This window comes from Streptomyces sp. NPDC028910, from assembly GCF_055564955.1.
The window spans coordinates 55552-68955 of the sequence record NZ_JBVHVF010000032.1; the positions used below are offsets into that span (position 1 = coordinate 55552).

Genomic DNA, 13404 nt, shown 5'->3' on the forward strand with positions numbered 1-13404 from the left:
GCTCCCGGGCCCCGAGCCGCGTTCTGTGATCACTACTCTGTGACGAGCGGCCCGTGTGGCCGCGAGTTTTCACTTCCGACAGTGCTACGCGCGTAGAAGCATCGTGGACGCGATACTTTCACTCCCCGCCCTGTCCCCCGCCTCCCGCTCCTTCCGCGCCAAGGAGAGTGCGTCATCAACGCGTCCAGCCCGCCCCCCGCCGTAGAACTGCACGGCATCACCAAGCGCTTCCCCGGCGTCGTCGCCAACAAGGACATCGCGATCACCGTCCGCAAGGGCACGGTCCATGCCTTGATCGGCGAGAACGGCGCCGGCAAGTCGACCCTGATGAAGATCCTCTACGGCATGCAGAAGCCGGACGAGGGCACCATCGCCGTCGACGGGGAGCAGGTCTCCTTCCACACGCCCAGCGATGCCATCGCCCGCGGCATCGGCATGGTGCACCAGCACTTCATGCTCGCCGACAACCTCACCGTCCTGGAGAACGTCGTTCTCGGCGGCGAGAAGCTCTACGGCATCGGCGCCAAGGCCCGCAAGAAGATCAAGGAGATCTCGGACGCGTACGGCCTCGGGGTGCGCCCCGACGCCCTGGTCGAGGACCTCGGGGTCGCCGACCGGCAGCGTGTGGAGATCCTCAAGGTCCTCTACCGCGGCGCGAAGATCCTGATCCTCGACGAGCCGACCGCCGTGCTCGTGCCGCAGGAGGTGGACGCCCTCTTCGACAACCTGCGCGAGCTCAAGGCCGAGGGCCTGACCGTCATCTTCATCTCGCACAAGCTGGGCGAGGTGCTGAAGGTCGCCGACGACATCACCGTCATCCGGCGCGGCACCACGGTCGGCACCGCCGACCCGAAGACCGCCACCACCAAGCAGCTCGCCGAGCTGATGGTCGGCTCCGAGCTGCCGTCGCCCGAGACCCGCGAGTCCACGGTGACCACCACCCCGATGCTCCGGGTCGCCGACCTGCGCCTGACCGCGACCGACCCGGACGGCGTCGTCCGCGAGGTACTGGCCGGCATCAACTTCACCATCCACAAGGGTGAGGTGCTCGGCATCGCCGGTGTCGAGGGCAACGGCCAGACCGAGCTCATCGAGGCCCTCATGGGCATGAGCATCCCGGACGGCGGCACCATCACGCTGGACGGCGGGGACATCTCCACCACGCCCACGCGCAAGCGCCGCGAGGGCGGCATCGGGTACATCCCCGAGGACCGCCACCGCCACGGCCTGCTGCTGGAGTCCCCGCTGTGGGAGAACCGGATCCTCGGTCACGTCACCGAGGCGCCCAACGCCAAGCGCGGCATCCTCGACCCGAAGGCGGCCCGCAAGGACACCGAGCGGATCGTGCGCGAGTACGACGTGCGCACGCCCGGCATCGAGGTCACCGCGGCCTCGCTCTCCGGCGGCAACCAGCAGAAGCTGATCGTCGGCCGCGAGATGAGCCACAACCCGAAGTTCCTCATCGCCGCCCACCCCACCCGCGGTGTGGACGTCGGCGCGCAGGCGCAGATCTGGGACGCGATCCGCGAGGCCCGCCGCGAAGGCCTGGCGGTCCTGCTGATCTCCGCCGACCTGGACGAGCTCATCGGCCTGTCCGACACCCTGCGCGTGATCTACCGCGGCCGGCTGGTCGCGGACGCAGACCCGGCGACCATCACCCCCGAGGAACTCGGCACCGCCATGACGGGCGCCGCCTCCGGGCACCTGGAAGCAACCGACAACCACTCCGCAGGTACCGACGCGGGTACCGAATCGCCGGAGGACGAGGCCCGATGAAGAAATTCGACAAGGACCGGCTGCTCCTCGCCTTCGCCGGGCCCGCGCTGGCGCTGGTCACCGCGTTCGCACTGACCATGGCCGTACTCGCGGCCACGGGTGTGAACCCGATCGAGCCGCTGCGCATCATGGTGGAGGCCGCCGGCTACGAGGACATCCAGATCCTCATCGTGAACCAGGCCGGCACGTACTACCTGGCGGCCCTGGCCGTGGCCATCGGCTTCCGGATGAACCTCTTCAACATCGGTGTCGACGGGCAGTACCGCCTCGCGGCGATGCTCTCCGCCGTGGTCGGCGCGGCCGTCACCCTGCCCGGTCCGCTGCACATCCTGCTGATCGTGTTCGTCGCGATGCTGGTCGGCGCGTTCTGGGCCGGTATCGCCGGCATCCTCAAGGCCAAGCGCGGCGTCAGCGAGGTCGTCTCCACGATCATGCTGAACGCCATCGCGACCAGTCTGATCGCCTGGCTGATCCTGCCGAAGAACCTCGGTGTCCAGCCGCCCGGCTCCAACACCCTCAACACCGGCGAGATCGCCGAGTCCGGCTGGTTCCCCGCCGTGCAGGTCGCCGACGGCCTGGAGATCTACGGCTTCACCTTCGTGGCGTTCGCCCTCGGCATCGTCTACTGGTTCGTACTCAACCGCACCCGCTTCGGCTTCGACCTGCGCGCCACCGGCGCCAGCGAGTCCGCCGCCCAGGCCTCCGGTGTGGACGCCAAGAAGATGATCATCACCTCGATGCTGATCTCGGGCGCGGTCGCCGGCCTCTCCGGCATGCCGGTGCTGCTGGGCGAGAGCCACACGTACAGCCTGTCCTTCCCGGTCGGTGTCGGCTTCACCGGCATCACCATCGCGCTGCTCGGCCGCAACAGCCCGGTCGGCATCCTCCTCGCCGCGTTCCTCATGTCCTTCATCGACAAGGCCTCGGCCTCGCTCGACACGGAGGGGTACGCGAAGGAGATCGGCACGATCATGAAGGGCCTGATCGTGATCGCGGTCGTCGTCTCGTACGAGCTCGTCCGCCGTTACGGCATCCGCCGCCAGCAGCAGAAGGTCGGCGAGGAACTGGCCGCGGGCCACGCCATCAAGACCGAGAAGGAGGTCGCGGCGTGAGCACCAGCACCGTATCCGCGACGAGTGCCGCCCCGAAGAAGTCGGGCGGACGCAAGAAGCTCACCCTGCCGTGGATCATGCTGATCATCGCGGGTGGCCTCGCACTGGTCTCGCTGGTCCGTGTGATCAGCGGAGCCGACGACCTGACCTCGGTCGGCCAGGTCTCCGGCGCCCTCTCCCTCGCCGTGCCGATCGGCCTCGCCGGTCTCGGCGGCCTGTGGGCCGAGCGCGCCGGTGTCGTCAACATCGGCCTCGAAGGCATGATGATCCTCGGCACCTGGTTCGGTGCCTGGGCCGGCTACCAGTGGGGCCCCTGGACGGGCGTCGCCCTCGGCATCGCCGGCGGCGCCATCGGCGGCCTGCTGCACGCGATCATCACGGTCACCTTCAACGTCAACCACATCGTCTCCGGTGTGGCCATCAACATCCTGGCGCTGGGCTTCACCCAGTACCTGTCGAACTTCACGTTCGCCGACGCGCCGGGCGGCTCTTCGAAGCAGTCGCCGCAGGTCGAGCCGATCTACAAGGTCACCGTGCCGGGGCTCTCGGACTGGATGGCCGACCTCCAGGGCAAGCACTGGTTCTTCGTCTCCGACCTCGCCGGCGTCATCGGCGGCCTGGTCACCGGGATCTCGCTGCTCACCATCGTCGCCCTGCTGCTGATCCCGGCCACCTGGTGGGTGCTGTGGCGCACCAGCTTCGGCCTGCGGCTGCGCTCCTGCGGTGAGAACCCGGTCGCCGCGGAGTCGCTCGGCGTCAACGTCTACAAGTACAAGTACATCGCCGTGATCGTCTCGGGCGCCCTCGCGGGCCTCGGCGGCGTGTTCCTGTCCGAGGTCGCGAGCCCCATCTACCAGGAGGGCCAGACCGGCGGCCGCGGCTACATCGGCCTCGCCGCGATGATCTTCGGTAACTGGATGCCGGGCGGCATGGCGCTGGGTGCGGGCCTCTTCGGCTTCATCGACAGCCTCAAGCTGCGCGGTGGCGCGGAGAACGTCCACGCGATGCTGCTGCTGATCGCGATACTGCTGGTGCTGGTCTGCGTCTGGCAGCTCTACAAGAAGAAGTACGTCCAGGCCGGCGTCTCGGCGGCCTTCGCCGCGCTGCTGACCGTCTGGTACGCCCTGACGGACGCGGTGCCGAGCCAGTTCGTGGACGCGGCCCCGTACCTGACGACGCTGCTGGTGCTCGCACTGTCGGCGCAGCGCCTGCGGATGCCCAAGGCGGACGGCCTGCCGTACCGCAAGGGCCAGGGCAAGTGACCTCCGGCCAGGCGGTGGACTGGGAGGCCCTGCGGACGGCCGCCCGGGAGGCGATGACCCGGGCGTACGCCCCGTACTCGGGCTTCCCGGTCGGGGTCGCCGCCCTCGTGGACGACGGCCGGGTCGTGACGGGCTGCAACGTCGAGAACGCCAGCTACGGTCTGGGCCTGTGCGCCGAATGCGGCCTGGTCTCCTCCCTCCAGGCCACGGGCGGCGGCCGCCTCACGCACTTCACGTGCGTGGACGGCAAGGGCGAGGTCCTCGTCCCGTGCGGCCGCTGTCGCCAGCTTCTGTACGAGTTCGGCGGCGACGAGCTGCTGGTGGAGACCCCGGACGGGGTGCTCCCGCTGGCGGCGATGCTGCCGCAGGCCTTCGGGCCCGACCACCTGAGATAGCCGTGCCGACGGCCCTTCGCCCTGCCGGGGCGGAGGGCCGTCGCACTTCCGTTCCCTGAACCCCTCTCTCCCTCTCTCTATGCGCGTAGAAGGAAGCACCTCATGGACGTCATCTCCGTCATCCGGACCAAGCGGGACCGCGGTGAGCTGAGCCCCGAGCAGATCGACTGGGTCATCGACGCGTACACCCGCGGTGTCGTCGCCGATGAGCAGATGTCGGCGCTGGCGATGGCCATCCTGCTGAACGGCATGAACCGGGCCGAGATCGCCCGCTGGACCGCGGCGATGATCGCTTCCGGCGAGCGCATGAACTTCGACTCCCTCTCCCGCCCGACCGCCGACAAGCACTCCACGGGTGGCGTCGGCGACAAGATCACCCTCCCGCTGGCCCCGCTCGTCGCCGCGTGCGGCGCGGCCGTGCCGCAGCTGTCGGGCCGCGGGCTCGGCCACACCGGTGGCACCCTCGACAAGCTGGAGTCCATCCCCGGCTGGCGCGCGCTGCTGTCCAACGAGGAGATGCTGCACGTCCTGGACACCACCGGCGCGGTCATCTGCGCGGCGGGCGACGGGCTGGCCCCGGCGGACAAGAAGCTCTACGCGCTGCGCGACGTCACCGGCACGGTCGAGGCCATCCCGCTGATCGCCTCCTCGATCATGTCGAAGAAGATCGCCGAGGGTACGGGTTCGCTCGTCCTGGACGTGAAGGTCGGCACCGGCGCCTTCATGAAGAACATCGAGGACGCGCGGGAACTGGCGCGGACCATGGTGGGCCTCGGCACCGACTCGGGCGTCAAGACCGTCGCGCTCCTGACGGACATGTCCACGCCGCTGGGCCTGACCGCCGGAAACGCGCTGGAGGTGCGCGAGTCGGTGGAGGTCCTGGCGGGCGGCGGCCCCTCCGACGTGGTCGAGCTGACCCTCGCGCTGGCCCGGGAGATGCTGGAGGCGGCGGGCATCAAGGACGCCGATCCGGCGAAGGCCCTGGCCGACGGCTCCGCGATGGACCACTGGCGCAGGATGATCGCCGCCCAGGGCGGCGACCCGGACGCGGCCCTGCCGGTGGCCCGCGAGCAGCACGTCGTCACCGCCCCGGCCTCGGGCGTCCTGACCCGCCTCGACGCGTACGGGGTCGGCGTCGCCGCCTGGCGCCTCGGCGCCGGCCGCGCCCGCAAGGAGGACCCGGTGCAGGCGGGTGCGGGCATCGAGCTCCACGCGAAGCCCGGCGACACGGTGACGGCGGGCCAGCCCCTGCTGACCCTGCACACGGACACCCCGGAGAAGTTCGACTACGCCCTGGCCTCCCTGGAGGGCTCCTACGACATCGCCCCGGCGGGCACCCCCTTCTCCGCCACGCCGATCGTCCTGGACCGCATCGCCTGATCCGTCCTCACTCCTACGGCTGAACGGGACCGGTGGACGCCCACCGGTCCCGTTCGTCATGCTGGGATCGGTGCCAACAGCCTAGGAGCACACCATGAGCGCACTCACCGTCCAGCAGGAGCCCACGAGCGGCGACGGCTGGGACGACCTCGTCCGCCTCTGGGAGGAGACGGACGGGCCGGAGGGCTGCAAGGTGGAGATCATCGAGGGGATCATCACCGTGGCGCCACCGCCCGCCAACCACCACAACTTCATCGCGGCCAAGGTGCATCGATGCCTGCTGGCCGCGATTCCTGAGAACTGGGAGATCTTCCAAACCCTTAACGTGGCCGTCCCGTCTCGCAGCGGCCTCTACATCCCGGACGTGGTGGTTGTCCCTGAAGATCTCGTCCTCGAAGACGACGGCAACTTCATCTCCGCCGCTGCTGCGGAGCTCGCCGTCGAGATCACCTCGAAGTCGAACGCTTCGCACGATCGCATCGCCAAGGCCGCCGGGTATGCCCAGGCAGGCGTCCCGCTCTACCTGCTCATCGACGGTCACGCGCCTGGCGGCGCGACCATCACCCTCTACGGTGAGCCAAGTAACGGCGTTTACCGGATTCTTCAGGCAGGCAAGTTCGGCGAGACCTTCCATCTCCCAGCGCCCTTCGACCTCAAGCTGGACACTTCCAACTTTCCGACGCCCTGACCTGCACGCCCGGCACCGATGAGTTCCGGGTGGCGGACGAGTCGTCCACTCATGGAGATCAGACGACTTGTGCTGCCCGGACCCCACCTGACCGGATACGACGCCGCGCAGCTGTGCGCGCGGTTGGCGCGGCTGTACGACGGTGGGGCCGGCGCGGTGGTGTGTGACGCCGCCGCCGTCACCGCGCCGGGCCTCGGCGCCGTCGAGGTGCTGGCCCGGCTGCGGCTGACCGCGAGGGGGCGGGGTGCCTTCACCGTCACCGGGGCTCCGCCCGCCTTACGGGCCCTACTGGACCTCGTAGGTCTCGTCGAGCTGCTCGGGGAGGCCGAAGAGCGGGAACCACCGGGCGGTGTCCAGGAAGGCGTTGAGCCCGACGATCTTGCCGTCTGAGATCTCCAGGACCTGGAGCGCCCACGGGGTGTGGCCCTTCCCGGAGGCCGCCGGGCGGTACTGCCCGAAGGCCGGCATGCCGTTCGCCGTCGTGGGGACCAGTCGGGAGCCCTGGCAGCCGATGCCCTGGTTCAGGTGCCAGGCCGCGATGTCGGCGTGGCCCTGGAGCCACAGGTCGAACGGCGGCATCGACAGCACCGCGTCCTCGTGCAGGAGCGTGGTGAGCCGGGAGATGTCGTACGCCTCGAAGGCGGACAGGTACTGCTCCAGCAGCTTCGCCTGGTCCTCGTCCAGCGGGTCCGCCGGGTCGCTCTCGCGCAGCCCGTGGCCCGCGAGCGTGGCCCGTGCCCGCTGCAGTGCGCTGTTCACCGACGCCACCGTGGTGTCCAGCAGCTGTGCGACCTCGTCCGCCTTCCAGGCCAGCACCTCGCGCAGGATGAGCACCGCCCGCTGCTTCGCCGGCAGATGCTGGAGCGCCGCGACGAAGGCCAGCCGTACGGACTCCTTCGCCAGCGCCATCTCCGCCGGATCGGCGGTCTGCGGCAGCACCCGGCCGTCCGGGACCGGCTCCAGCCAGGTCACCTCGGACCGCTCGTTGAGCACGGCGGAGGCCTGGTGCTGCGGGGCGGTCAGGTCCATCGGGCGGGCCCGCTTGTTCCCGGCCTTCAGCAGGTCCAGGCAGACGTTCGTGGCGATCCGGTAGAGCCACGACCGCAGCGAGGAGCGGCCCTCGAACTTCTCGTGGCTGCGCCAGGCGCGGATGTACGTGTCCTGCACCGCGTCCTCGGCGTCGAAGGACGAGCCGAGCATCCGGTAGCAGTAGCCGGTGAGCTCGACCCGGTACCGGTCCATCGCCGCATCGAGGTCCGTACTGGTGGCGAGGTCGCTCATGTCCGTTCATCCCCCTGGTAGTTCCCGGTACTCCGGAAACTACCGGAGGGGTCCGACAACGGCAGCCGGAAGCGCGCGGACGCGAGGGTCTATCGACATCAAGTATCTTGACGTCAAGATTGATGTGGGGCAGGCTTCCGCCATGTATCTCGACATCGAGATACATGGGCGGCGGATGCGGAGGCCGGAATGCGGCGCGGCGGGGAGATCCGGAAGGCACAGCGGGAGGGAACCGGGCTGCTGGCGCAGCTGCGCAGGCCACCGGGCGGGCGCGACGCGCGGATCATGCTGCTCGCCCAACTCCTGGACCGCGCGGGTACGGGCGTATGGGCCGCGTCCTGCGTCCTCTACTTCACCTTCATCGTCGGACTCGACGCCCGGCAGCTGGGCCTGCTGCTGGGCGCGGCCGCAGTGGCGGGCATCGCCGGATCGCCGCTGGCGGGTCACCTGGCCGACCGCTTCCCGGTGCGCTCCCTGCTGATCGGCTGCCACCTGCTGCGCATGGTGACCCTCTGCGCGCTGCTGGTGGTGACCGACTTCGACGTGCTGCTGCCCGTGGTCGCCGTGACGTACCTGGGCGACCGGGCGGCCAAGACGCTGGAGATGCTCTTCGCCACCCGGGTCGCGGGCGAGCGGCGCTCCACGTACCAGGCGCTGGCGCGCAGTGCGGCGAACGCGGGCTACGCGCTGGGCGCGGGCCTCGCCGCCATCGGCCTCGCCGTCGGGACCCGCGGCGCCTATCACGTGCTGATCCTGGCCAACGCGCTGTCGTTCCTCGTGGCCGCCGCCCTGGTGTGGCGCACCCGCGAGCCGCGCGGCCACGGGCTCGGGGCATCCGGGGCGGCCGGGGCGGCCGGGGCGGCCGGGGCGGCCGGGCGGAGTCCCTGGCGGGACCGCGGCTACCTCCAGTTCGTCCTGCTCGACATCCCGATGAACCTGGACGACGCGATCCTCGGCGTCGGCCTGCCACTGTGGCTGGTGAACCACACCACCGCGCCGCACGCCTTGATCCCGGCCTTCCTGGTCCTCAACACCGTGCTCGTCGTCTTCCTCCAGTGGCGCGTGTCGGCGCGGGTCCCGGGCCCGCGCCAGGCGGCGGGAGCGGTCGCCCTGTACGGGCTGACGACGCTCCTGTGCTGCGTCCTGCTGGCCATGGCCCCCGCGGGCGGCGTCTGGGCCGCCTCGGCGGCCCTGCTCGCCGCGGCCGTGCTGGCCACCGCGGCGGAGCTGATGCGCTCGGTGAGCTCCTGGGAACTGGCCGTCTCCCTCGCGCCCCCGGAGGCCCGGGCCTCGTACCTCGGCGTGGCCGGCATGGCCCAGTCCGTCCAGAAGTCCGCCGGCCCGCTGCTGCTGACCGGCGCGGTGATGACGGCCGGCCCGGCGGGCTGGCTGGTCCTCGGGGCGGCGGTGGCCGGACTGTCCCTCGTGCAACGCCGGGCCAGCCTGCGGCGGTTGGACCGCCTGCACGCGGCGCCCGACCCCACCGCACCGCCGCCGCCCGCCGCCGAAACCGCCGGGCGGGCCGCCGGCACCGCTTAGGCCCTGTCCGGGCGATCTTCGCGGGTCCGCGACGCCTGGCACGGCACCTCGCTGCGTTGTCGGAGCGCGCGAGTACGGCCAAGTACGAGCTGCGCCCCTCCGCCTTGCGATGCACCGCACCAGACGCCGCGGCCTGATCCACGAAGATCGCCCGGACAGGGCCTAGGTCCCGGGCTTGCGGCCGTACACGTAGACGTCCTCGCCCTTTCCCAGCATGCTCCAGTACGCCTTGGCGTCCGCCGGCCGCATGTTCACGCAGCCGCCCGAACCGGGCGGGTTCCACATGCTCTTGGTGGTCGAGTGGAAGGCGATGCCGCCGTCGAAGAACTGCGCGTACGGCATCGCGACGTCGTAGATCGTCGACCAGTGGTTGATGCTGCGGTAGTAGATCTTCTTCAGGCCGGTCCGGGTCTCCGTGCCGTCCTTGCCGGTGCGGACCGGGACGGGGCCGTACTTCACGGTGGCGCCGTCCTGGATCCAGCTGAGCTGCCGCGTCAGGTCGACGCAGGCGATCCGGCCGCGGTTCGTCGGGCAGGCGCCCGCCTTGTTCGGGGTGCTGCCGGCCGCCCGCTGGGCCAGCATCGTGCTCATCGTCCGCCAGGTCAGCGGCCCGGCGTACCCCTGGGTCGGGGTGATCCCGTGGCGCGCCTGGAACGCCCTGATGGCCGTGCAGTCGGCCGCCGACTGCCTGCCGTCCACGGGCCGTCCCAGGAACTGCTCCACCTGCCGCTGGTACGGCCCGGTGGTGAGGTTGCACGAGGCGGCCTGCGCCGGCCCGCCCCCCGCGACCACCACCGGCAGCGCCAGGGCCACCGTCAGCACCCCGCCCCACACCACCGCCCGCCGCCTCGCACGCGTGTGTGCACTCCGCGTCCCCATCCGGTCCTCCCCTGCTCGCACAGCGTCCGTTCTCCGTGTTGAATGCCCGGAAAAAGAGCAGGAGTTGCCTACGGCAGGAGCGTAGATTTCGTCAGCGCGCGGCCGCCGCCGAAACCGGCATCCGCCGCTGCGCGCGAGCCGCGTGCGTCCCGTACAGCGTGATCGACACGACGCCGAGCACCGCCAGCAGCGCGATGCCGACCGTGGCCGCCCACCCGGCACCGTGGTAGGCGAGCGCGCCCAGGGTGCCGCCCGCGCTGGAGCCGAGGTAGTACGCCGACTGGTAGAGCGCGGAGGCCTGCGCCCGGCCCTTCTTCGCCGTCCGGCTCACCGCGGCCGAGGCCACCGCGTGCCCAGCGAAGAAGCCGGCCGTGATCAGGACCAGCCCGAGCAGGACCGCCGCCAGGGACTGCGACAGCGACAGCAGCAGCCCCAGCGCCGTGGTGGTCACGGCCAGGTACAGCGCGCCGCGCCGCCCCGCGCGGGCCACCAGCCTGCCGGCGGCGGCGGAGGAGACCGTACCGACCAGGTAGATCAGGAAGATCGACCCGATCACGCCCTGCCCCAGCGAGAACGGCTCCTCCACCAGGCGGTAGCCGATGACGGTGTAGACCGCGCCGAAGACCGTCATGAACAGGGCGCCGATCCCGTACAGCCGCAGCAGCAGCGGATCGCGCAGGTGGCCCGAGACGGTACGGCCCACCGCGCGCGGGTTCAGCGACGCGGGGCGGAAGAACCGCGCCCGGGGCAGCAGCACCAGGAAGGCCACCGCGCAGGCCAGGGACATCAGGGCGACGGCCGCCAGCCCCGCACGCCAGCCCCACAGCTGCGCCGCCCAGCCCGTGACGAGGCGACCGCTCATGCCGCCGATGGAGTTCCCCGCCACGAACAGGCCGATCGCGGCCACCAGGGCCCGCGGCTCGACCTCCTCCGCCAGGTACGCCATCGCGGAAGCCGGGATCCCGGCGATCGCCGCGCCCTGGACGGCGCGCAGCACCACCAGCCACTCCAGGCTCGGCGCGAAGGGCACCAGCAGGCCGACGCCCACGGCCACCACCATCGAGCAGGTCATCATCCGGCTGCGGCCGAAGCGCTCGGACAGCGCGCTGAGCGGCAGGACGAACAGCGCGAGCGCGCCGGTGGCCGCGGACACCGTCCAGCTGGCCCGGCCCGCCGTCACCCCGAAGCCGGCCGAGATCGCGGGCAACAGCGCCTGGGTGGAGTAGAGGAGGGCGAAGGTCGCGAGTCCGGCGGCGAAGAGCGCGAGGCTCATCCGGCGGTAGCCGGGGCGGCCGGGGGCACGGGGTTCGGGCCGAGGGAACGACGGGGTGGAGGCACCCGGGATGACGGGTGCCCCGGTATGAGCGGGAGGCATACGTCGAAGGTAGGCTCCCGTTTTTGATGCGTCCAATGCATGGAATCGCGATAATCGATCCATCCACGCATCAGCACAGCTCAGGGCGGCGCATGTCGATGAACCGTTACGAAGAAGACGTGTCGGTGACACGTTTGCTGGCCCCGCGCCTCGCGTACTTCGCGGCCGTCGCCCGGCACGAGCACGTCACCCGCGCCGCGCACGAGCTGGGCGTCCCCCAGTCCACCCTGTCGCGGGCCATGGTCCGCCTCGAAGAGGACCTGGGCGTCACGCTGTTCGCCCGCAAGGGCCGCACCGTCGCCCTCACCACGGCGGGCCGCACCTTCCTGGCCTCGGCCGAGGAGGCGCTGGACGGGATCGCCCGCGCGGCCGAGTCCGTCCAGCAGGATGCCGACCCGGCCTCGGGCAAGGTCGCCTTCGGCTTCCTCCACACCCTCGGCTCCGAGACCGTACCCGGCCTCATCCGCGCCTTCCGCGCCGACCACCCGCGCGTGCGGTTCTCCCTGGTCCAGAACTACGGCGAGGCCATGCTGGAGAAGCTCCGGGCCGGCGAACTCGACCTCTGCCTCACCTCACCGCTCCCGGACGCCCCCGACCTCGTCGCCCGCCGCCTCGACGAGCAGCGCCTGCGCCTGGTCGTGCCCGAGGACCACCGCCTCGCCGGCCGCAAGCGCGTCCGCCTCGCCGAAGCCGCGGAGGAAACCTTCGTCACCCTGGAACCGGGCTACGGGCTGCGCCGCATCACCGACGACCTGTGCGCGGAGGCCGGCTTCACCCCGCGCGTCGCCTTCGAGGGCGAGGAGGCCGAGACCCTGCGCGGTCTGGTCGCCGCCGGGCTCGGCGTGGCCCTGCTGCCGCCCCCGGCCGTCGCCCGCCCCGGCGTGGTCGAGCTGACCGTCACCGCCCCGCGCGCCGTCCGCGAGATCGGCGTCGCCTGGCTCGACGGCCACCCCGACACCCCGCCGGTCGCGGAATTCAAGCGCTTCCTGCTCTCCCGGCGCGGCCGGCTGATCCCTGACCTGGAGCCACCGGCCGCGTAAGGTCCGTACGCCCGAAAAGCGCTCGACCGCGGCGGCGAGCTGACGGCGCCGGTCTCCCGGGTCGCCCTTCCCGTCCACACCCGCTACGCGGCCTGGGAGCAACTGCATCCGCCGCTGATGGAGCCGGCTACGTACGCCGTGGACCCCGAACCGTCCGGTCCGCCCTGGCGGTTGTGGGACGAGGTGGGCGAGGCCGCGACGGCCCTGCCCGCCGTCCGAGCAGCCCCGGACTGCGCGCCTACTACGACCGGCGCCGCGGGCCCTGCTAGGGGGTCTCAGCCGGAGGCCGGCTTCGCGTAGTCGCCGTAACCGGTCCAGTCCAGAGCCAGACAGGGCTCGTCACCCAGGACCCAGGCGTCGTGCCCCGGCGCGACCTGGATGAAGTCGCCCGGGCCGACCTCGGCGCTCTCCCCGTCATCCATGACGATCTTCAAGCGCCCGCTCGCGATGTATCCCGTGTGCGCGGACATGCAGCTGTCCGTACCCGCCAGCGGCTTCACGTGCTCCGACCAGCGCCACCCCGGCTCGAACACGGCGCGCCCCACGGGCCCCGCCTCCGTGTTGAACAGGTCCAGCCTGCCCTTTTCGAAAGGCCTCGTCTCGTCCGGCTGGTCGAAGTTCCTGGACACCAATCCGGCCATGGCTCACCGCCTCCGCGAAGAAACCCCCGAGTCCGC

13 protein-coding genes are annotated in these 13404 nt (G+C 71.1%); 9 read left to right on the plus strand and 4 right to left on the minus strand.

What is annotated here, in order from left to right; genetic code table 11:
• Window positions 1-174 precede the first annotated feature (174 nt).
• The 7 genes from ACZ4TV_RS29330 to ACZ4TV_RS29360 all read left to right on the plus strand — a co-directional run bounded on the left by ACZ4TV_RS29330 (window position 175) and on the right by ACZ4TV_RS29360 (window position 7003).
• The gene (locus ACZ4TV_RS29330) at window positions 175-1776 is read left to right on the plus strand and encodes an ABC transporter ATP-binding protein (RefSeq protein WP_468138138.1); all 1602 of its coding nucleotides are present in this window, start codon (window positions 175-177) and stop codon (window positions 1774-1776) included.
• The gene (locus tag ACZ4TV_RS29335) at window positions 1773-2888 is read left to right on the plus strand and encodes an ABC transporter permease (protein ID WP_468138098.1); all 1116 of its coding nucleotides are present in this window, start codon (window positions 1773-1775) and stop codon (window positions 2886-2888) included. The genes ACZ4TV_RS29330 and ACZ4TV_RS29335 overlap by 4 nt, the downstream gene beginning before the upstream one ends.
• Window positions 2885-4150, plus strand: coding sequence for an ABC transporter permease (locus ACZ4TV_RS29340; protein WP_468138099.1), 1266 nt, complete (start codon window positions 2885-2887; stop codon window positions 4148-4150). Before ACZ4TV_RS29335 ends, ACZ4TV_RS29340 begins: the two co-directional genes overlap by 4 nt.
• A complete protein-coding gene (locus tag ACZ4TV_RS29345; protein ID WP_468138100.1) occupies window positions 4147-4545 on the plus strand; it encodes a cytidine deaminase in 399 nt (132 codons plus the stop codon). Before ACZ4TV_RS29340 ends, ACZ4TV_RS29345 begins: the two co-directional genes overlap by 4 nt.
• A 102-nt stretch (window positions 4546-4647) precedes the next feature.
• Window positions 4648-5925 (plus strand): thymidine phosphorylase, encoded by a 1278-nt coding sequence (locus ACZ4TV_RS29350; RefSeq protein ID WP_468138101.1) that lies wholly within the window; start codon window positions 4648-4650, stop codon window positions 5923-5925.
• 94 nt (window positions 5926-6019) lie between these two features.
• The gene (locus ACZ4TV_RS29355) at window positions 6020-6613 is read left to right on the plus strand and encodes a Uma2 family endonuclease (protein ID WP_468138102.1); all 594 of its coding nucleotides are present in this window, start codon (window positions 6020-6022) and stop codon (window positions 6611-6613) included.
• 51 nt (window positions 6614-6664) lie between these two features.
• Window positions 6665-7003 carry an STAS domain-containing protein gene (locus tag ACZ4TV_RS29360; RefSeq protein ID WP_468138103.1) on the plus strand — a complete coding sequence of 113 codons (339 nt, stop codon included), beginning with the start codon at window positions 6665-6667 and terminating at the stop codon, window positions 7001-7003.
• Here the strand turns inward: ACZ4TV_RS29360 and ACZ4TV_RS29365 are convergent.
• Window positions 6899-7894, minus strand: a complete 996-nt coding sequence (locus tag ACZ4TV_RS29365) for a sigma-70 family RNA polymerase sigma factor (RefSeq protein WP_468138104.1) — start codon at window positions 7892-7894, stop codon at window positions 6899-6901. The two genes, ACZ4TV_RS29360 and ACZ4TV_RS29365, sit on opposite strands and share 105 nt — an antisense overlap.
• Before the next feature lie 189 nt (window positions 7895-8083).
• Here ACZ4TV_RS29365 and ACZ4TV_RS29370 point away from each other — a divergent pair, with 189 nt between their 5' ends.
• Entirely contained in the window at window positions 8084-9433 is a 1350-nt protein-coding gene (locus ACZ4TV_RS29370) for an MFS transporter (protein WP_468138105.1), read from the plus strand.
• 162 nt (window positions 9434-9595) lie between these two features.
• On the opposite strand, the gene ACZ4TV_RS29375 is transcribed toward ACZ4TV_RS29370, so the two are convergent.
• Both ACZ4TV_RS29375 and ACZ4TV_RS29380 read right to left on the minus strand, forming a co-directional pair.
• Window positions 9596-10312 (minus strand): L,D-transpeptidase family protein, encoded by a 717-nt coding sequence (locus ACZ4TV_RS29375; protein ID WP_468138106.1) that lies wholly within the window; start codon window positions 10310-10312, stop codon window positions 9596-9598.
• 91 nt (window positions 10313-10403) lie between these two features.
• On the minus strand, window positions 10404-11687 hold the full coding sequence (locus tag ACZ4TV_RS29380; protein WP_468138107.1) for an MFS transporter: 1284 nt from the start codon (window positions 11685-11687) through the stop codon (window positions 10404-10406).
• A 98-nt stretch (window positions 11688-11785) separates the two neighbouring features.
• On the opposite strand from ACZ4TV_RS29380, the gene ACZ4TV_RS29385 reads away from it, so the two are divergent.
• Window positions 11786-12727 (plus strand): LysR family transcriptional regulator, encoded by a 942-nt coding sequence (locus ACZ4TV_RS29385; protein ID WP_468138108.1) that lies wholly within the window; start codon window positions 11786-11788, stop codon window positions 12725-12727.
• A 275-nt stretch (window positions 12728-13002) separates the two neighbouring features.
• Here ACZ4TV_RS29385 and ACZ4TV_RS29390 read toward each other — a convergent pair whose 3' ends face one another.
• On the minus strand, window positions 13003-13368 hold the full coding sequence (locus ACZ4TV_RS29390; protein WP_468138109.1) for a cupin domain-containing protein: 366 nt from the start codon (window positions 13366-13368) through the stop codon (window positions 13003-13005).
• Window positions 13369-13404 lie beyond the last annotated feature (36 nt).

Excerpts from the sequence above, each read along its gene's own strand:
- ACZ4TV_RS29335 (WP_468138098.1), top strand. The coding sequence starts at position 1,773 with ATGAAGAAATTCGACAAGGACCGGCTGCTCCTCGCCTTCGCCGGGCCC.
- ACZ4TV_RS29350 (WP_468138101.1), top strand. The coding sequence starts at position 4,648 with ATGGACGTCATCTCCGTCATCCGGACCAAGCGGGACCGCGGTGAGCTG.
- ACZ4TV_RS29355 (WP_468138102.1), top strand. The coding sequence starts at position 6,020 with ATGAGCGCACTCACCGTCCAGCAGGAGCCCACGAGCGGCGACGGCTGG.
- ACZ4TV_RS29360 (WP_468138103.1), top strand. The coding sequence starts at position 6,665 with ATGGAGATCAGACGACTTGTGCTGCCCGGACCCCACCTGACCGGATAC.
- ACZ4TV_RS29365 (WP_468138104.1), bottom strand. The coding sequence starts at position 7,894 with ATGAGCGACCTCGCCACCAGTACGGACCTCGATGCGGCGATGGACCGG.
- ACZ4TV_RS29370 (WP_468138105.1), top strand. The coding sequence starts at position 8,084 with ATGCGGCGCGGCGGGGAGATCCGGAAGGCACAGCGGGAGGGAACCGGG.
- ACZ4TV_RS29375 (WP_468138106.1), bottom strand. The coding sequence starts at position 10,312 with ATGGGGACGCGGAGTGCACACACGCGTGCGAGGCGGCGGGCGGTGGTG.
- ACZ4TV_RS29380 (WP_468138107.1), bottom strand. The coding sequence starts at position 11,687 with ATGCCTCCCGCTCATACCGGGGCACCCGTCATCCCGGGTGCCTCCACC.
- ACZ4TV_RS29385 (WP_468138108.1), top strand. The coding sequence starts at position 11,786 with ATGAACCGTTACGAAGAAGACGTGTCGGTGACACGTTTGCTGGCCCCG.
- ACZ4TV_RS29390 (WP_468138109.1), bottom strand. The coding sequence starts at position 13,368 with ATGGCCGGATTGGTGTCCAGGAACTTCGACCAGCCGGACGAGACGAGG.